This window comes from Comamonas odontotermitis, from assembly GCF_014207855.1.
GTDB classification, from domain to species: Bacteria; Pseudomonadota; Gammaproteobacteria; order Burkholderiales; family Burkholderiaceae_C; genus Comamonas; species Comamonas odontotermitis_A.
Map to the genome: position 1 here is coordinate 21969 of NZ_JACHKZ010000002.1, position 17258 is coordinate 39226.

The 17258-nt window shown below is 62.1% G+C and carries 17 protein-coding genes and 1 pseudogene; 8 read left to right on the forward strand and 10 right to left on the reverse strand.

The genetic code is table 11. The features are described 5' to 3' along the window. Positions 1 to 8 precede the first annotated feature (8 nt). From HNP33_RS02120 to HNP33_RS02130, 3 genes are read right to left on the reverse strand one after another with little or no spacing between them, the layout of a single operon-like run. Positions 9 to 974: an MlaD family protein gene (locus tag HNP33_RS02120; protein WP_184704805.1), complete on the reverse strand. Its 966-nt coding sequence runs from the start codon at positions 972 to 974 to the stop codon at positions 9 to 11. A 2-nt stretch (positions 975 to 976) separates the two neighbouring features. After that, entirely contained in the window at positions 977 to 1825 is an 849-nt protein-coding gene (locus HNP33_RS02125) for an ABC transporter ATP-binding protein (protein WP_184704807.1), read from the reverse strand. 2 nt (positions 1826 to 1827) lie between these two features. Then, on the reverse strand, positions 1828 to 2952 hold the full coding sequence (locus HNP33_RS02130) for an MlaE family ABC transporter permease (RefSeq protein ID WP_184704809.1): 1125 nt from the start codon (positions 2950 to 2952) through the stop codon (positions 1828 to 1830). 244 nt (positions 2953 to 3196) lie between these two features. Here HNP33_RS02130 and HNP33_RS02135 point away from each other — a divergent pair, with 244 nt between their 5' ends. Further along, the gene (locus HNP33_RS02135; protein ID WP_184704811.1) at positions 3197 to 4882 is read left to right on the forward strand and encodes a GMC family oxidoreductase; all 1686 of its coding nucleotides are present in this window, start codon (positions 3197 to 3199) and stop codon (positions 4880 to 4882) included. Between the two features lie 208 nt (positions 4883 to 5090). Here HNP33_RS02135 and HNP33_RS02140 read toward each other — a convergent pair whose 3' ends face one another. After that, the gene (locus tag HNP33_RS02140) at positions 5091 to 5264 is read right to left on the reverse strand and encodes a hypothetical protein (RefSeq protein WP_184704813.1); all 174 of its coding nucleotides are present in this window, start codon (positions 5262 to 5264) and stop codon (positions 5091 to 5093) included. Here HNP33_RS02140 and HNP33_RS02145 point away from each other — a divergent pair. Then, positions 5263 to 6033 carry a TSUP family transporter gene (locus HNP33_RS02145; protein WP_184704815.1) on the forward strand — a complete coding sequence of 257 codons (771 nt, stop codon included), beginning with the start codon at positions 5263 to 5265 and terminating at the stop codon, positions 6031 to 6033. The genes HNP33_RS02140 and HNP33_RS02145 overlap by 2 nt on opposite strands. 93 nt (positions 6034 to 6126) lie before the next feature. Here the strand turns inward: HNP33_RS02145 and mrdA are convergent, their stop codons facing one another. The 4 genes from mrdA to HNP33_RS02165 form a co-directional block, all read right to left on the reverse strand. Continuing rightward, positions 6127 to 8079, reverse strand: coding sequence for a penicillin-binding protein 2 (gene mrdA, locus HNP33_RS02150; RefSeq protein WP_184704817.1), 1953 nt, complete (start codon positions 8077 to 8079; stop codon positions 6127 to 6129). 25 nt (positions 8080 to 8104) lie between these two features. Beyond that, on the reverse strand, positions 8105 to 8623 hold the full coding sequence (gene mreD / locus HNP33_RS02155; protein WP_184704819.1) for a rod shape-determining protein MreD: 519 nt from the start codon (positions 8621 to 8623) through the stop codon (positions 8105 to 8107). A 34-nt stretch (positions 8624 to 8657) separates the two neighbouring features. Then, positions 8658 to 9599: a rod shape-determining protein MreC gene (gene mreC / locus HNP33_RS02160; RefSeq protein WP_184704821.1), complete on the reverse strand. Its 942-nt coding sequence runs from the start codon at positions 9597 to 9599 to the stop codon at positions 8658 to 8660. 204 nt (positions 9600 to 9803) lie between these two features. Further along, entirely contained in the window at positions 9804 to 10850 is a 1047-nt protein-coding gene (locus HNP33_RS02165) for a rod shape-determining protein (protein ID WP_184704823.1), read from the reverse strand. Between the two features lie 212 nt (positions 10851 to 11062). On the opposite strand from HNP33_RS02165, the gene gatC reads away from it, so the two are divergent. From gatC to HNP33_RS02190, 5 genes and pseudogenes are all read left to right on the forward strand, one after another. Then, positions 11063 to 11362 carry an Asp-tRNA(Asn)/Glu-tRNA(Gln) amidotransferase subunit GatC gene (gatC, locus tag HNP33_RS02170; protein ID WP_184704825.1) on the forward strand — a complete coding sequence of 100 codons (300 nt, stop codon included), beginning with the start codon at positions 11063 to 11065 and terminating at the stop codon, positions 11360 to 11362. Positions 11363 to 11393: 31 nt separating this feature from the next. Then, a pseudogene (locus tag HNP33_RS20965) lies at positions 11394 to 11501 on the forward strand (hypothetical protein); the annotation flags it as partial. A 13-nt stretch (positions 11502 to 11514) separates the two neighbouring features. Next, entirely contained in the window at positions 11515 to 12990 is a 1476-nt protein-coding gene (gene gatA, locus HNP33_RS02180) for an Asp-tRNA(Asn)/Glu-tRNA(Gln) amidotransferase subunit GatA (RefSeq protein ID WP_184704827.1), read from the forward strand. 20 nt (positions 12991 to 13010) lie between these two features. Then, a complete protein-coding gene (gatB, locus tag HNP33_RS02185; RefSeq protein WP_184704829.1) occupies positions 13011 to 14465 on the forward strand; it encodes an Asp-tRNA(Asn)/Glu-tRNA(Gln) amidotransferase subunit GatB in 1455 nt (484 codons plus the stop codon). Positions 14466 to 14491: 26 nt separating this feature from the next. Then, the gene (locus HNP33_RS02190; protein WP_184704831.1) at positions 14492 to 15622 is read left to right on the forward strand and encodes an acyltransferase family protein; all 1131 of its coding nucleotides are present in this window, start codon (positions 14492 to 14494) and stop codon (positions 15620 to 15622) included. Between the two features lie 107 nt (positions 15623 to 15729). Here the strand turns inward: HNP33_RS02190 and HNP33_RS02195 are convergent, their stop codons facing one another. After that, entirely contained in the window at positions 15730 to 15888 is a 159-nt protein-coding gene (locus HNP33_RS02195) for a hypothetical protein (protein ID WP_184704833.1), read from the reverse strand. A 34-nt stretch (positions 15889 to 15922) separates the two neighbouring features. Beyond that, the gene (locus tag HNP33_RS02200; RefSeq protein WP_184704835.1) at positions 15923 to 16078 is read right to left on the reverse strand and encodes a transcription initiation factor TFIID subunit D10; all 156 of its coding nucleotides are present in this window, start codon (positions 16076 to 16078) and stop codon (positions 15923 to 15925) included. Positions 16079 to 16396: 318 nt separating this feature from the next. Between HNP33_RS02200 and HNP33_RS02205 the strand changes: the two genes are divergently transcribed. Beyond that, the gene (locus tag HNP33_RS02205; protein WP_184704837.1) at positions 16397 to 17254 is read left to right on the forward strand and encodes an alpha/beta hydrolase; all 858 of its coding nucleotides are present in this window, start codon (positions 16397 to 16399) and stop codon (positions 17252 to 17254) included. The last annotated feature ends 4 nt before the right edge of the window (positions 17255 to 17258 follow it).

A 17258-nucleotide genomic window follows, 5' to 3' on the forward strand; every position in this document is an offset into this window, starting at 1 on the left:
CAGCCTTTCTATCGCGATGCACCTGCAGCAGCGGGCGCGACAAAGCCCTGCTCGCCCGGGCCCGGCAAGGCGTTGGACGTGCCATAGATCAATGATTGTGGATTGTTCTTGAACGCATCGGCGGTATCGCCCATGCGGCGCGCAGCCGCTCCCACATCGTTCATGGTGCGGCCCAGATTGGGCAGGGTGCCACGGTTGAAGTTGTCTGCCGCATTGGTCACCTGGTCGACCGCAGTCGCCATCTGGCCCACCACGCCGTCTTTCGACGACAGGCCCGCCACGGCCCGGCTCACATCACGCGAGGTCTTGTCGATACCGGCCAGCGTCTTGCGAGCGTCCTGCGCGACTGCAGGCAGCGAGGCCAGCGCCGGGTCGAGCTTGGTATCCACGGTCACCAACAGGCGCTTGCCCAATGCATCCAGGCTCTGCGCGGCCTGGCCCAGGTTTTGCACCGATGCCATCAGCGCACGCTGGTTGTTCGCGCTGAGCAGGTCGTTCACCTTGCGGGTGGCGTCTTCCACCTGCTGCATGATGATCGGGCCCTGCTCGGCAATCTGGCCAAAAGGCGATGGCCGCATCGGCAGGCGCGGCAGGCCGTCCGGCCCGGCCGGCAGCGGTGTGGTGTTCATGTTGTCATCATCGAGCTGGATGTGTGCGAGGCCCGTGACGCCCTGGAAGCCCAGCATGGCATAGGTGGTCTGCGTGACCGGAGCCTCGGCATTGACGGCAATCACAATCAGCACATTGCCGTTCTTCTCGGGATCAAACTCAATCGAGCGCACCTTGCCAACGGGCACCCCCTTGTAGCGCACGGGCGCCTGCAGCTGCAGGCCGCTCACGCTCTCGGCCGTTGCCAGCTCGTACTTGGTATAGGTGGTGTTGTCCCGGCCGAGCCACAGGCTGATGCCGATGACCAGGGCCGTGAGCACCACCACAAACAAGCCCGCCGCCAGTGCGTGCGATTTGTTTTCCATAGCTACTCCTTTGCTCCAGCGAGCGCTCCTCCAAGGGCCACTGCGCTGACCGGCGCCAACGCGCGCCGCCCCCGCTCACCCAGGAAGAAATGTTCGATAAACGGATGCGGGAAATGCACCACCTCTTGCGGCGCTCCCGTCACGATCACTTTTTTCTCGGCCAGTACCGCCACACGGGTGGACAGGGCAAACAGCGTGTCCAGGTCGTGCGTGACCATCACCACCGTCAGACCCAGCGCTTCATGCAGCTCCTTGAGCAGATCGCAGAACTCATCGGAGCTGTTCGGGTCCAGCCCTGCCGTGGGCTCGTCGAGCAGCAGCAATGGCGGATCCATGATGAGCGAGCGCGCCAGTGCCACACGCTTGATCATGCCGCCCGACAGATCGGATGGCATGCGGGTGGCATGCTCGGGCTTGAGGCCCACCATCTGCAGCTTGACCATGGCAGCATCGCGTACCACGGCCTTGGGCAGGGTACCCTGCTCGTTCAATGGAAAGGCAATGTTCTCCAGCACATTGAAGGCGGAGAACAGTGCGCCTTGCTGGAACAGCATGCCGATGCGCGAGGCTGCGCCGTGGCGGCTGAGCTCGTCCACGGGCTTGCCTTCGATCAGCACCTCGCCCTTGGCGGGATGCAGCAGGCCGAGAATCTGCCGCAGCAGCACGGATTTGCCCGTTCCCGAGCCGCCCACCAGGGTCAGGATTTCACCGCGGCGCACATCCAGATCGAGATCCTGATGGATCGCAAACGCATGGTCTCCACGGCCAAACACGGTCCACAGCTTGCGGATCTGCACCACAGGCTGGTCTGCCGTTGGAGCGGTGGTTGCAGTTGAGGTTGTCACTGCCATGGCTAGAACCCGACATTGCGGAATGCAATCGCAAAGATGGCATCCAGCACGATGACCGCCGTGATCGATATCACGACCGAAGAAGTGGTGCCGCGCCCCAGGCTCTGGGTATTGGGCTCCACCTGCAGCCCGAAGTGGCAGGCAATCAGCGCAATGGCCACACCAAACGTCACCGATTTGGCCAGCGCCAGAAACAGGTTGGCAATATCCACAGCCCCTGGCATTGCCTGCACGAAATAGGCAGGCGATACCCCCATGGCCGCATCGGCAGCCAGCATGCCGCCCACAAGAGCGCACATGGTGGTCCAGATGGCCACCAGCGGCATGGCCGCAGCCAGAGCCAGCGCGCGCGGCATCACCAGTCGAAAGCCGTGCGGGATGCCCATCACCTGCATGGCATCCAGCTCTTCGTTCACCCGCATCACCCCAATCTGCGCGGTAATGGCCGAGCCCGAGCGGCCTGCCACCAGAATGGCCCCCAGAAGCGGCCCCAGCTCACGCACCAGAGAAATACCCAGGATATTGACGATGAAAGCATCGGCGCCGAACTGGCGCAGTTGCAGCGACATCAGATAGGCCAGCACCACGCCGATGAGAAAACCCACCAGCGCCGTGATCGGCAAGGCCGTGGTTCCCACCGCGTACAGATTGCCGGAGAAATCGCGCCACGGCCCGCGCGCCGGGTTGCGCAGCAGGCGCAGCACATCGATCAGCAACTGCCCCACCATCTCGACCATGGCCCGCGCATGGGCCACAAAGCCCAGCAGCACCATTCCCAACTGGATGAGCCAACCCCACCAGTTGACAGGTTTTTCGGGCGGGCAGGCAATCGTCAGTGACGCCACGCGCTCCATCATCTGGCGCTGCATGTCCGTCATGCGCAGATGCTGCGGCCGCTGCTGGCGCCAGTGTTCCCATAGCAGCTGGGCGCCCACATGGTCCAGCCAGTCCGCAGCAGTCAGATCCCAGGCCTGGCCCTCGCCGGGCGGGTGCTTGCGCAATTGCTCGCGCACGGATTTCCAGATGTGCCGGTCCCCCAGCTCTGCCGCCCCCCAGCGACCGCGCAACTGTGCCCAGCGCTGACCGCTGTCGTTGGCATCGGTGATGTGAGGAGAGGAATCCGCCATGAATGGAAAAAGCGAGCTGGTTCTTGTTGCGTGCGCAATACGAATACGGACTACGCACTATAGCCTGAGTGTCACCCAGGCGCATGCAGTGAACACGCGCCCGGCACGGTGGCATCGGGCCCGGCAGCACGGCCTCCATCGGTTGATTCCCGATTGGCAACGCGGCACACTGTTTGCACACTGCAGGCTGTTTTTACCAGATATGGGCTGCGTTCGCGGCCCGAGTCACCAAACCCCCAAAAGCATGACGACACCCGGAGACAACACTTCCTTCGACTATATCGTGATCGGCGCAGGCACAGCAGGGGCGCTGCTGTGCAACCGCCTCTCGGCCAACCCACGCAACCGCGTGCTGCTGATCGAGGCGGGCAGGCGCGACGATTACCACTGGATCCATATTCCTGTCGGCTATCTGTACTGCATTGGCAACCCTCGCACCGACTGGCTCTACAAGACCGAGCCCGAGCCCGGGCTCAACGGCCGAAGCCTGCTCTACCCGCGCGGCAAGACGCTGGGCGGCTGCTCCAGCATCAACGGCATGATCTACATGCGTGGCCAATCGCGCGATTACGACCACTGGGCCGAGCTGACGGGCGACGCCCGGTGGCGCTGGAATGAAACCCTGGGCTACTTCAAGCGCCATGAAGACCATTGGCGGCTGGATCACGAAGGCGATGCCAGCCCCAGCTTTGCGCAATTGCATGGCAACCGCCGCACCGGCAGCAGCGGGGAATGGCGCGTCGAGAAACAGCGCCTGCGCTGGGACATTCTGGACGCCTTTGCCCAGGCTGCGCAGCAGGCCGGCATCCCCGCCACCGACGACTTCAACCGCGGCACCAACGAAGGTGTCGGCTACTTCGAGGTCAACCAGAAGGCCGGTTGGCGCTGGAACACCGCCAAGGCCTTCTTGCGCCCCACCTGCTATGGCCGCCCCAATGTCGAGATCTGGAACAATGCCCAGGTGAGCCGCCTGCTGCTGGAGCGCCAGGCAGACGGGCAGCTCGCCTGTACCGGCGCCGAAGTGTGGACCGGATCTGAAACGGTGACGGCACGCGCCAGCAAGGAAGTGATCCTCAGCGCCGGTGCGGTCAATTCGCCGCAGATTCTGCAGCTGTCGGGCATCGGCCCGGGCGAGCTGCTGCAGCAGCACGGCATCGGCGTGCAACATGATTTGCCGGGTGTGGGTGCCAATCTGCAAGACCACTTGCAGATCCGCGCGGTATTCAAGATCGATGGCGCGCCCACGCTCAACATGATGGCGGGCAGCCTGTGGGGCAAGGCCAAGATCGGGCTGGAGTACCTCGCCAAGCGCAGCGGCCCGATGAGCATGGCTCCCTCGCAACTGGGCGCCTTCACCCGCAGCAGCGCCGAACACCCCTACCCCAATATCCAGTACCACGTGCAGCCGCTGTCGCTCGACGCTTTTGGCGACCCGTTGCACACCTTTCCGGCCTTTACCGCCAGCGTGTGCAATCTCAACCCCACCAGCCGGGGCACGGTGCAGATCAAGAACGCCGATTTCAGAGCCGCGCCCGCCATTGCGCCGCATTACCTCTCGACCGAAGAAGACCGCAAGGTGGCGGCCGACAGCCTGCGCATCACCCGCACCATCGCGGCCCAGCCCGCGCTGGCCAAATACCGGCCGGTGGAGTGGAAGCCCGGTGCGCAGTACCAAAGCGATGAAGAGCTCGCGCGTCTCGCAGGTGACATCGCCACCACCATCTTCCACCCGGTAGGCACCACCAAGATGGGCGCAGACAGCGACCCCATGGCCGTACTCGACAGCGAGCTGCGGGTTCGCGGCGTGCGCGGGCTGCGGGTGGTGGATGCGGGCGCCATGCCGACCATCACCAGCGGCAACACCAATTCGCCCACCCTCATGATTGCCGAGCGCGCCGCAGAATGGATCCTGGCCAGCCACCGCCCGTAACCGAACCATGCGAGTGCCCCCGCTCATGCGCCTGCACCGCGGCAGGACTGGTCATTGCCCCAAAATAGGGGTGCGGCCGGCTTTGCTTTGCCAAAGCACCAGTGGGGGTAAATCCTGATGCACCATGGCGGTGCGATCCCCTATAGTAGAGGCACTCGAGGCACTCAAACAGTGCTCTGCGAGAGGACCGAGGAGACATCTCGATAACTCAAATATTTTGATAAAGCATCACAAAAAGAGATGCCCCTTCCAAAGCGCCTACGGGCGCTTTTTTGTTTTTCCCTTCGTCTCCACGCCACAACACTGTTCCGTATGCAGCAGCGCATTTACCCGCTGTGATCCGGTGCGCGCTGCCCTGTTGCAGTGCGACAATCGCGGCCATGGAATGGAATTTTCAATGGATTTTTGTCACCCTGGCGTCCATGTTCGCAGGGTTTGTAGATGCAGTGGTGGGGGGTGGAGGCCTCATTTTGGTGCCTGCGCTCTTTGGCGCATTTCCGTCCGCACCACCGGCAACCCTGCTGGGCACCAACAAGAGCGCCGGTGTCTGGGGCACGCTGATTGCGGCGCGCCAGTTCAGCCGCCGCGTGCAGATGCGCTGGAGTGCCGTCGCGCCTGCGGCGTTCGCCGGGTTTGCGGCTTCGCTCCTGGGCGCCTGGGCCGTCACCGTGGTCGACCCGAGCATGCTGCGCAAGGCACTTCCGGTGATTCTGGTGGCCGTGCTGGCCTACACCTTGTACAAAAAGCAGTTGGGGCAAACGCACGCACCTCGCTACAGCGGCCGGGCCGAGACCTGGGTGGCCTGTGCGATTGGCGCGAGCATCGGCTTTTATGACGGGTTCTTCGGCCCGGGCGCAGGCAGCTTCTTCGTCTTTCTGTTCGTGCGCTGGCTGGGCTATGACTTTCTGAATGCCTCGGCCAGTGCCAAGATTCTGAATCTGGCCACCAACATCGCGGCACTGATTCTCTTCACGGCCAAGGGCCATGTGTGGTGGCACTTTGCGATCCCGCTGGCCGTTGCCAATGTGGTGGGCAGCATGCTGGGCACCTGGATGGCGCTGAAAAAAGGCTCGGGCTTCGTTCGCGGCATGTTCATTGTTGTGGTGAGCGCCCTCATCCTGAAGACCGGCTACGACGCCTTTGTGCGCTGAACGACCGGCAGCCCGGAGACCTCAAGACCGTGTCTGACAAGGCCTGACAGCGCGCGGCCAGCTGCTATTTTTATAGTAATTAGCATGCACGCTTTAGCGTGCTGCTTCGGCCTGCGGCTGAATACTCACTTCTTCCACACGCCGCGGCGTGCCGATGGGTGCCGTGGCCTGGCCGCGCTGCATGGCGGCCATATCGGCATCGCTGGGGTAATCGCCCAGCAGCCAGTAATCGATGATCCGGCGGGCAATGGGCGCTGCACTGCCTGCGCCAAAACCGGCGTTTTCCACAATCACGCCCACGGCGATCTTGGGGTTGTCCGCCGGGGCAAACGCCACATACAGCGCGTGGTCGCGCTGGCGCTCGGCCAGCTTGGCTGCGTTGTATTTCTCTTTCTGGCCGATGGTGATGGCCTGCGCCGTACCGGTCTTGCCGCCTGCACTGTAGCGCGCACTGCCAAAAGATCCCCGGCCCGTGCCCCCTGTGACCACCGACACCATGCCCCGCTTGACGGCATCGACATTGCTTTGCTTGTAGCCCAGGTTGACCGACTCGGGCTGCTCGATCGGTTGGCGGGTGTTGGTGACCGGGTCGATCAGCGCACGGCCCACGTGCGGCACACGGCTGTTGCCGTTATCGACCAAGGTGGCCAGTGCATGCGTCAGCTGCAGGATGGTGAAGTTGTTGTAGCCCTGGCCAATGCCCAGCGAAATGGTCTCGCCGGCGAACCACTTCTTCTGCTCGGGACGCTTGTAGGTTTCGCGCTTCCATGTGGTGCTGGGCAGCACGCCACGCACCTCGCCGGGCAGGTCGATACCCGTGATCTGGCCAAATCCCAGCGGTTTCATGAAGTCGTGGATCGCGTCCACCCCCATCTCATTGGCCAGCGTGTAGAAATACACATTGCTGGAGTGCTGAATGGCGCGGTTCAGATCTACCGGGCCCAGGGCATGGCCCGAGCGGAAGGTATGGCCGCCAAAGGTCCAGCTGCCGCCGTCCTGGATGATGGTGGAAGGCGTGCGCCTGCCTGTTTCCAGCCCCGCCAGCCCCATGAAGGGCTTGTAGGTAGAGCCGGTGGGGTAGGTGCCGCGCAGTGCGCGGTTGAGCAGGGGGCGGTCGATGGATTCGTTGAGCGCCTTCCAGCTTTCCTGGTCGATGCCTTCGACGAACAGGTTGGGGTCGTAGGTGGGCTTGCTCACCATGGCCAGCAGCTCGCCGGAGCGCGGGTCGATGGCAATCGCCACGCCACGGCGCTCGCCATACAGGTCTTCCACCATCTTCTGCAGCTTGATGTCGATGGACAGCACCACGCTCTCGCCCGGCGTGGCCGGTGCGCTGCCGAGCTTGCGCACGGCGTGGCCGCCCGCCGAGGTCTCCATGCGCTCCACGCCGGTCTGGCCGTGCAGCTCTTTCTCGTAGCTGGCTTCCACGCCCGTCTTGCCGATGTATTCGGTGCCGCGGTAGTTGGCGGCATCTTCCGAATCGTCGATGCGTTCCTTCTCGCGCTGGTTGATGCGGCCGATGTAGCCGATGATGTGCGCGCCCACCTCGCCCATGGGGTAATTGCGAAATAGCCGCGCCTTCACATCTACGCCCGGAAAACGGTAGCGCTGGGCGGTGAACTTGGCCACCTCCTGGTCCGTCAGCCGCGAGCGGATCGGCAGCGAATCGAAGTTGCGCGAATCCTCGCGCAGGCGCTTGAAGCGGCGCCGGTCGCGCGGCGTGATGTCGATGATCTCGGACAGCGCATCAATGGTTTCGTCGATGTCTGCCACCTTGTAGGGCGTAATCTCCAGCGTGTAGGCCGAATAGTTGGTGGCCAGCAGCACGCCATTGCGGTCGTAGATCTGCCCACGGTTGGGCACGATGGGCACCACCGCCGTCCGGTTGCTCTCGGCCTGGGCCAGCAGATCATCGTGGCGCTCCACCTGCAGCACATAGAGGCGCGTGACGAGCAGCGAAAAGCACATCAGCACCACCAGGCCGATCACCACCACCCGCAGCTTGAATTGACTGAGGTCGCGGTCGGAATTGTGGATTTCGGTCATCGGACAAAGGCGGCGCTATGCGGCACTAGAGCGGCCGGTTTTCGTCGTCGCTGGGTGGCTGGCGCTGGGGCAGCAGCAGCAGCCAGCTCACCACGGGCCACAGCAGCGCACACCACAGGCCGGGCGTGATGAAGCCCCAACCCGGAAAGCCGCCGCGCAGCAACATGCGCATCAGCATCTGCACCACATCTGCCGCCATGAAAAGCGGCAGCACCTGCACCGCCTGTGCCAGCACGCTCAGCCAGGTAATGCGCCGGCGCAGCATGGCCACGCCATACATCACCGCCGAATAGATCAGCGCATGCTGGCCCAGCAGCGACGATTGGTGCACATCCATGCACAGGCCCAATACAAACGCCCAGGCCATACCGACCTTGCGCGGCTCGTGCACACCCCAGAACACCAGCACCAGCAGCAGCACATCGGGCACCCATATGCCGCGGCCCAGCGGCAGCAGATTGATCATCAGCGCCAGCAGAATGGAAAGCGCGATGAACCAGGGGTTGACGGGCAGCAGCAACGGCTGCCCACGCGGCATGATCATCGCGGCGCTCCTTGCTGGCAGTGGTAGGGGCTCTTCATCCGCGCTTGCCCTTTCGCGGGGTGGAGGACGGGCCTTCCTGCTTCTTCACATCCGGCGCGGGACGCGGAGGCAGCGCGTCTTCGGGCAGGGGATCAATCACCATCACGAACTGCGCACCATACATTTGTGCCAGCGGCTCGCAGTACACGCGCGAGAACGGTGAATCAGCGCGGCGCTCGATCTTGATGATGCGCGCAATCGGCAGGCCCGGCGGGTACACGCCGTCCACGCCACTGGTGGTGAGCAGATCGCCTTCCTGGATATCGGCATTGCTCGGCATGAACCGCAGCTCGATACCGCCACCGTAGGCTGTGGTCGGGTCGCCATAGGCCACGGCGCGTGCGCCGGTGCGAGGGTTCAGCACAGGGATCGCCTGGTCACGGTCGGTCAGCAAGGTCACCTCGGACGACATCGGAAACACCCGCGTCACCTGGCCGAGCACGCCCATCTCATCCATCACCGGCGAGCCGCGCTGGATATTGGCCAGCTCGCCCTTGTCGATCACCACGCGGCGGGTATAGGCATCGGCGGTTTCATACACCACCTGCGCAGCCGTGCCCTTGGTGCTCAGGCGCGGCAGCAGATTCAGCAATTGGCGCAAGCGCTGGTTTTCGTGGTCGAGCGTCTCCACCAGGGTGGCGCGCTGCGCAAGTTCCACCGATTTCTTCTCGGCACTGGCTGCCGCCGTCTGCGCCGTGTGCAGGTCTTCGAAATAGGTAGCGCCCTGGTTCACCAGTTGCACCGGCTGCAGCATCACCCACTGCAGCGGATAGAGCACCGTGGCCACTGCCTTGCGCAGTGGCTCGGTCAGCTTGAAGCGCACGTCCGCCACCATCAAAAAAACGGCCAGCGCTACGCACAAGGCCAGGCGCACATTGGGGCTGGGGCCTTGTGGACGGAACGTTGGTACGCCGCTATCGAAGGAGTTGCTGGACATGCTGAAACCGGTTCAAAAGCACCCGACATCGGCCCAGACGCCAATGGCGAGCATGCAGCTTGCTATGCTAAACATAGTAGCTGGCGCTCGCCATTATTACGCATACCGGTGTTTGAACGTATTTATCGCCGCCGGGCTGCCCCAGGCATTGATCGTTCCCCAGGCGGGAAGCGGCCATGCGCCGTGGGCAAGCATGGGGCGCTGTTATTCGCTGGTGAAGATGGTGACGCCCTTGCGGTCCAGTGTTTCGAGTGCCATGCCGCAGCCACGAACCACGCAGGTAAGCGGCTCTTCGGCCACCAGCACCGGCAGGCCGGTTTCCTCGGCCAGCAGGCGGTCCAGATCACGCAGGAGCGCGCCGCCGCCGGTCAGCATCATGCCGCGCTCGGCAATGTCGGCACCCAGCTCAGGCGGGGTCTGCTCCAGCGCGTTCTTCACGGCCGATACGATCTGGTTGAGCGGCTCGGTCAGCGCTTCCAGCACTTCGTTGGAGCTGATGGTGAAGCTGCGCGGCACGCCTTCAGAAAGATTGCGGCCCTTGACTTCGATCTCGCGCACTTCGCTGCCGGGGAAGGCAGAGCCAATGCTCTTCTTGATCAGCTCGGCCGTGGGCTCGCCAATCATCATGCCGTAGTTGCGGCGGATGTAGTTGATGATGGCTTCGTCGAACTTGTCGCCACCGACGCGCACGCTGCCCTTGTAGACCATGCCGCCCAGCGAAATCACGCCCACCTCGGTCGTGCCGCCGCCAATGTCCACCACCATCGAGCCCGAGGCTTCGGACACCGGCAGGCCCGCGCCGATACCAGCGGCCATCGGCTCTTCGATCAGCTCCACCTGGGTGGCGCCAGCCTTGAGGGCGGCGTCCTTGATCGCGCGGCGCTCCACCTGGGTCGAGCCGCAGGGCACGCAGATGATGATGCGCGGGCTGGGCGACAGCAGGGTGCGGGGGTGCACCATCTTGATGAACTGCTTGATCATCTGCTCGGTGATCAGGAAGTCGGCGATCACGCCGTCCTTCATCGGGCGGATGGCTTCGATGTTGCCGGGCACCTTGCCCAGCATGGCCTTGGCCTCGCGGCCCACGGCCTGAATCACCTTGCGACCGTGTGTGCCGCCTTCATGGCGAATGGCGACCACCGATGGCTCATCGAGCACAATGCCCTTGTCGCGCGCAAAAATCAGGGTGTTGGCCGTGCCCAGGTCAATGGCCAGGTCAGTGGAAAAATAGCGACGGAACGCTCCGAACATGCAAGATTCCTCTAGGGCATGGGCAGCACTTCGGCCTTCCATCGCCCGTCATTGGGGTGTGGTGAGATGACTGATGGGGTTTTGGTGCGCAATGACCGACGTTGCAGTGATATTGCGTCAAAGACGGGATAATACCGCATCCCCTGTGAATAACTTACAGGGCAACGCTTTCCAGCGCCGTTTTTTTACGACTGGTTTACATACAAATATCTATGGCACTGACAAAAGATGACATTGCCCGCATCGCCAACCTGGCGCGGCTCGAATTATCAGACTCCGAGAGTGAGCGCATGCTCTCGCAGATGAATAACTTTTTTGGCATTGTGGAGAAGATGCAGGCTGTGGATACCACCGGCGTCACGCCGCTGTCGCACCCCGTGGCGGCCATCGAGGAAATCACGCTGCGCCTGCGCGATGACGTGGTGAGCGAGCCCGACAACCGCGAGGCCAATCAGAAGAGCGCTCCGGCCGTGGAAAAAGGCTACTTCCTGGTGCCTAAGGTCATCGAGTAATTCACAGCATTTTCAGGTTTAGGCCTTTTTAGGCCACAGCGCATGCCAGGCAAGCGCGATCAGCTATCACAAATGCAGCATCGCACCATCGCCCCAGGCAGCGCCCCGCCTTTTTACCAAGATCGAGAGATCGCTCTGACAGCGAGATTTGCATGAGCACTCCTACCCAATTGCATGACCTGAGCGTGGCCCAGCTGGCCGCCAAGCTCCAAAGCCGCGAAGTGTCCTCTGTAGAGGCCGCACAGCACTTTCTGGCCCGCGCCAAGGCCCACCAGAACCTGGGCGCCTATGTCCACATCAACGAAGAAGTGACCTTGGCCCAGGCCCGCGCCGCCGATGCCGCGATTGCCGCAGGCACCTCGGGCAAGCTGGCTGGGGTACCCATCGGCCACAAGGACCTGTTCGTCACCAAGGATTTCCCCACCACGGCTGGCAGCAAAATGCTCACCGGCTACCAGTCGCCATTCGATGCCACCATGGTTACCCGACTGGCAGAAGCGGGCGCCGTCACTCTGGGCAAGCTGAACATGGACGAGTTCGCCATGGGCTCGGCCAACGAAAACTCCGCCATCGGCAAGGTGAGCAACCCCTGGGATGTGTCCCGCGTGCCCGGCGGCTCGTCCGGCGGCTCGGCTGCCGCCGTGGCTGCGCGCCTGGCACCGGCTACCACCGGCACCGATACCGGTGGCTCCATCCGCCAGCCCGCGTCGTTCTGCGGCATCACCGGCATCAAGCCCACCTATGGCCGCGCCAGCCGCTACGGCATGATCGCCTTTGCGTCGAGCCTCGACCAGGCTGGCCCCATGGCCCGCACCGCCGAAGACTGCGCCATCCTGCTGAGCGAGATGTGCGGCCCCGATCTGGACCGCGACTCCACCAGCCTGGACCGCCCGGCAGAAGACTTCACCCGCAGCCTGGGCGACAAGCTGGACGGCCTGCGCATCGGTATTCCGGCCGAATTCTTCGGCGACGGCCTCTCGGACGACGTGCGCGCTGCCGTGGACGGCGCCCTCAAGGAATACGAAAAGCTCGGTGCAAGGCTCGTGCCCATCAGCCTGCCGCGCACCGAACTCTCCATCCCCGTGTACTACATCATCGCCCCGGCCGAAGCCTCGTCCAACCTCAGCCGCTTTGACGGCGTGAAGTTCGGCCACCGCGCCAAGGACTACACCGACCTGGTCGACATGTACAAGAAGACCCGCGCCGAAGGCTTTGGCGACGAAGTCAAGCGCCGCATCATGACGGGCGCCTACGTGCTCTCGCACGGCTACTACGACGCCTACTACCTGCAGGCGCAAAAAATCCGCCGCATGATTGCGGACGACTTCCAGGCCGCCTTCAAGGACTGCGACCTGATCGCCGGGCCTGCCGCACCCAACGTGGCCTGGGCCCTGGGCGGCAAGAGCGACCCGCTCGCCAACTACCTGGCCGACATCTACACCCTGCCCGCGTCGCTGGCAGGCCTGCCGGGCCTCTCGGTACCCGCCGGATTTGGCGAAGGCGGCATGCCCGTGGGCCTGCAGCTCATCGGCAACTACTATGGCGAGGCCAAGCTCCTGAACGCCGCGCACCAGCTGCAACAAGCCACCGACCACCACCTGCGCCAGCCCGCTGGCATTGCGAAATAACGCAGGGAGGAACACAGAACATGACCGAAACAACCGTCAAGCTCATCAACGGCTACGAAGTGGTGATTGGCTTTGAAACCCACACCCAGCTCGCTGCCAACAGCAAAATCTTCAGCCGCGCCAGCACCGCCTTCGGCGCCGAGCCCAACACCCAGGCCTGCGCCGTGGACCTGGCCCTGCCCGGCACCCTGCCGGTGATGAACAAAAAAGCCGTCGAGTGCGCTATCAAATTAGGATTGGCACTGGGCTCCCACATTGCGCCGCTCAGCATCTTTGCACGCAAGAACTACTTCTACCCCGACCTGCCCAAGGGCTACCAGATCTCGCAGTTCGAGATTCCGGTGGTGCAAGGCGGTGAAGTGAGCTTCTTCGTTGGCGACAACAAGAAGACCGTGCGACTGGTGCGTGCCCACCTCGAAGAAGACGCAGGCAAATCCGTGCACGACGAATTCATCGGCCAGTCGGGCATCGACCTCAACCGCGCCGGCACGCCGCTGCTGGAAATCGTGACCGAGCCCGACATCCGCAGCACCGAAGAAGCCGTGGCCTACGCCAAGGAACTGCACAAGATCGTCACCTGGATCGGCATCTGCGACGGCAACATGCAGGAAGGCAGCTTCCGCTGCGACGCCAACGTCTCCGTGCGCAAACCCGGGGCGCCGCTGGGCACGCGCCGCGAGATCAAGAACCTGAACTCGTTCCGCAACATGCAGATCGCCATCGATTACGAAATCCGCTGGCAGATCGAAGAAATCGAAGATGGCCGTGCCATCCAGCAGGCCACCGTGCTCTTCAACCCCGACACGGGCGAGACCCGCGCCATGCGCACCAAGGAAGACGCGGCCGACTACCGCTACTTCCCCGACCCCGACCTACCGCCGCTCGTCATTGCAGATAGCTGGGTACAGGCCGTGAAGGCCGACATGCCCGAGCTGCCCCGCCAGCGCGCCGACCGCTTTGTGGCCGATTACGGCCTGCCCGAGTACGACGCCACCACCCTGACCCAAAGCCAGGCCATGGCCGACTACTTTGAAGCCGCCGCCAAGCAAAGCGGCCAGCCCAAGCTGGCCAGCAACTGGGTCATGGGCGAAATCTCGCGCCGCCTGAACATGGAAGAGATCGGCATGGACCAAGTCAAGGTCAGCGCCGAGCAACTGGGCCAGCTCATTGCGCGCATCCACGGCAACGTCATCAGCAACAACTCTGCCAAGCAGGTGTTCGAGGCACTGTGGACCGGCGAAGGCACGGACGTCGACGCCATCATCGAAGCCAAGGACCTCAAGCAATCGAACGACACCGGCGCGCTCGAAGCCATCATCGACGAGGTGATCGCCGCCAACCCGGCCAACGTGGAGCAATACAAGGCAGGCAAGGACAAGGCATTCAACGCCCTGGTGGGCCAGGTGATGAAGGCCTCCAAGGGGAAGGCAAACCCGGGGCAGGTCAATGAGTTGTTGAAGGCCAAGCTGGCGTAATTCCAGAGAACGCCGGAAAGACCTCATTGAGCCCTACAAGAACCGCCGCCACGATCTTCAATGTGGACTTCCTGCGCGGCATCACCGCGCTGGCGGTTCTTGTCTGGCATTACCAGCATTTTTTCTACCCGAGTGCAGGTGTCTCCCTCGCGGTTACTGATCGCCCACTGCAACCGTTCTACTCATCATTGCGTTGGCTTTATGAGTATGGGGCCAATGGCGTCCAATTTTTCTGGGTGCTATCAGGCTTTGTCTTTTTTCACGCCTATCGATCCCGAGATAATATTTCCCTCAAGGAATTTTTCATCAATCGTTTCAGCAGGCTATACCCGCTTCACTTGATGACGCTCTTGCTGGTTGCCTTGCTTCAGACTGTCAGTCAGTATGCAGTTGGTCATCAGCAGATATATCCATTCAATGATTTTTATCATTTTTTACTGAATATATTTCTCGCGTCTCACTGGGGTTTTCAAAAAGGCTATTCGTTCAATGCCCCCATCTGGTCGGTGTCGGTCGAGATAATCACATATATTTTTTTCTTCGCCTATCTCAAGACTGCTGGCATACGTTTGTGCTCCGCCTTGGTGTGGCTTGCTGTCATCTATGTGGCCTTTCAAGGGCCTGATACCAATTCTTTTGCCCAATGCACCATTCTGTTTGCCCTGGGTGGGTTGGTTCATGAATTGCAATTTTGGATCAATTCCAGAACGCCTAAATGGGTCAGTCCTTTAGGTGCCATCACACTGACCACCTCGCTGCTCGTATACTTGTATATAAAAGGCGCATGGAACCCAACGGTAGTGGTGTTCGCATTATTTCCCAGTCTGATTTGGCTCGCAGCCTCGGCAGAGACCATTGGTTTCTCTTCCGGAAGGATAGGCGAACTGGTAGGCAACACAACATATGCTTCTTATCTGATACATGTGCCTATTCAGGTTGCATTCATGACAGTGGCTGATCTATTCTTAATCGACAGAATGGATATTGCCAAAACACCGGCATTTTTTGTCTTCTATATTGCGGCAGTATTCCTATTGAGCCATTTCATATTCAAGCATGTGGAGCTTCCTTCCAAAAGAAGGATACAAGCCTGGCTCAATCCGGCACTACGCAACCGCGCAATTCAGGAGCCGCTAATACAACCCCTCAAATCGTAGATTGGCATCTGATCTATGTCTATAAAGCGTCAGAAGCTATTGCATCAATAGCGACCCAAAAAGGCCCGCGTTTGCGGGCCAAGGGAGTAGTGAGAAGTCACAGGGCGTCAATGCATCTGCGTGTTGTCCGGCGTCTTGGGTTCCGACCCGAGCTGACGGCGGTTGCATTTGCTTTGCTGCTGGCTGTACTTCTTCTCTCGCAATGGTTGCCCCAGCTGCAAGGGCCAGGGCAAAGGCTGGTGCGGAATGGCAGTGTGCTGTTTCATGGCTCGCTCCTGCAATCCGGGCCAGCGCAGGCGGCTAGCGCTGCTGCTGCGTGCGGTCTTGCTGACCGGGCTGTTTTTGCTGCGGCGATTGCTGCTCGTGCTGCTGGTCCTTCTTCTGCCCGGGTTGCTGGCCCGGCTGCTGGTTCACCTGGTTGCTGCTGGGTTTCTGTTGCTGATTCTGCTGTGTCATGGCGATCACTCCTTCAGGAATACTGGCGAGGCCCCGTGCCTGCCATGTCTCCATAGTCGCGCCTCACAGGCCCCATGGATGTAGGAGATACCAGACGCCGTGCATCAAGACGTGAATCAAGACACGTTTTGCAAGCGCCTGCGCCATACCGCACACATTTGCTTGCCTTCGGGGGCCAACGGCCGTGGCCTACGTATTGGGATTTTTTTGCGCTCTACAGCTTACCTGTAAAGCGTCAATCGCTATTAAAAATGAAGCATTCATACCACCCGTCGGCAGATCGCCGGCACATGACGCAGCATCCGCTATAAACATGCCATGACCAATTTGTTTGCCAAAGTGGCGCTCTGGGGCCTGGCGCTGATCGCCATGCTGTACGCAGCGCTGTGCGTGCTGATGTTCTTCCAGCAGCGCAGGCTGATGTATTTTCCGCAGATGACGCGGGTGGAAGCGGGGCAGACCAATTTCTCGCTGCAGCAGGAGGATGCGACCCTGCGCGGTTGGCAAAGCCACCCGGGCCAGCCCGCCGCAGGCGCAGGTGGCGAAGGTGGCATGCAAGCCCCTGCAACCGATGCCGTCATCTACCTGGGTGGCAATGCCGAGCGGGTGGAGCAGGTGGTGCCGCTGCTGCGCCAATGGCTGCCTGCGCACAGCGTCTATGCCCTGGCCTACCGCGGCTATGGCGCGAGCGACGGCACGCCCACGGGCGCAGACCTGGAGCGCGACGCCGCTGCCTTGTTTGATGCCGTGCAGCAGCGGCACCCGCAAGGACGCATCACCGTAGTGGGCCGCAGCCTGGGCTCCGGCGTGGCAGCAGCGGTGGCTGCGCAGCGCCAGCCCGCACGGCTGGTGCTGATTACCCCGTTTGACAGCATGATCGCCACTGTGCGCGACCACTATGGCTGGCTGCCCGTGGGCCTGCTGCTGCGCGATCGCTATCCCTCGGACGAGCGGCTGCAGCACTACGGCGGCCCCTTGCTGGTGCTGCGCGCAGGGCGCGATGCGCTGGTGCTGCCTGCCCGTACCGACGCGCTGGAGCAGGCGCTGGCCAACCGCAAGGGGCCTGCGGTGGAGGTTGCAAACTTTGCCGCCGCCGACCATATCGACATTCTGGAAGCGCCAGGCCTTGCAACGCGCCTGCGCAGCTTTGTGGAAGGCGCGCCAGCCCAGCGTTGATGCA

Bases quoted from the DNA above. Each gene is read 5' to 3' on its own strand.
- HNP33_RS02120 (WP_184704805.1), bottom strand. From the start codon at position 974: ATGGAAAACAAATCGCACGCACTGGCGGCGGGCTTGTTTGTGGTGGTG.
- HNP33_RS02125 (WP_184704807.1), bottom strand. From the start codon at position 1,825: ATGGCAGTGACAACCTCAACTGCAACCACCGCTCCAACGGCAGACCAG.
- HNP33_RS02130 (WP_184704809.1), bottom strand. From the start codon at position 2,952: ATGGCGGATTCCTCTCCTCACATCACCGATGCCAACGACAGCGGTCAG.
- HNP33_RS02135 (WP_184704811.1), top strand. From the start codon at position 3,197: ATGACGACACCCGGAGACAACACTTCCTTCGACTATATCGTGATCGGC.
- HNP33_RS02145 (WP_184704815.1), top strand. From the start codon at position 5,263: ATGGAATGGAATTTTCAATGGATTTTTGTCACCCTGGCGTCCATGTTC.
- HNP33_RS02140 (WP_184704813.1), bottom strand. From the start codon at position 5,264: ATGGCCGCGATTGTCGCACTGCAACAGGGCAGCGCGCACCGGATCACA.
- mrdA (WP_184704817.1), bottom strand. From the start codon at position 8,079: ATGACCGAAATCCACAATTCCGACCGCGACCTCAGTCAATTCAAGCTG.
- mreD (WP_184704819.1), bottom strand. From the start codon at position 8,623: ATGATCATGCCGCGTGGGCAGCCGTTGCTGCTGCCCGTCAACCCCTGG.
- mreC (WP_184704821.1), bottom strand. From the start codon at position 9,599: ATGTCCAGCAACTCCTTCGATAGCGGCGTACCAACGTTCCGTCCACAA.
- HNP33_RS02165 (WP_184704823.1), bottom strand. From the start codon at position 10,850: ATGTTCGGAGCGTTCCGTCGCTATTTTTCCACTGACCTGGCCATTGAC.
- gatC (WP_184704825.1), top strand. From the start codon at position 11,063: ATGGCACTGACAAAAGATGACATTGCCCGCATCGCCAACCTGGCGCGG.
- gatA (WP_184704827.1), top strand. From the start codon at position 11,515: ATGAGCACTCCTACCCAATTGCATGACCTGAGCGTGGCCCAGCTGGCC.
- gatB (WP_184704829.1), top strand. From the start codon at position 13,011: ATGACCGAAACAACCGTCAAGCTCATCAACGGCTACGAAGTGGTGATT.
- HNP33_RS02195 (WP_184704833.1), bottom strand. From the start codon at position 15,888: ATGAAACAGCACACTGCCATTCCGCACCAGCCTTTGCCCTGGCCCTTG.
- HNP33_RS02200 (WP_184704835.1), bottom strand. From the start codon at position 16,078: ATGACACAGCAGAATCAGCAACAGAAACCCAGCAGCAACCAGGTGAAC.
- HNP33_RS02205 (WP_184704837.1), top strand. From the start codon at position 16,397: ATGACCAATTTGTTTGCCAAAGTGGCGCTCTGGGGCCTGGCGCTGATC.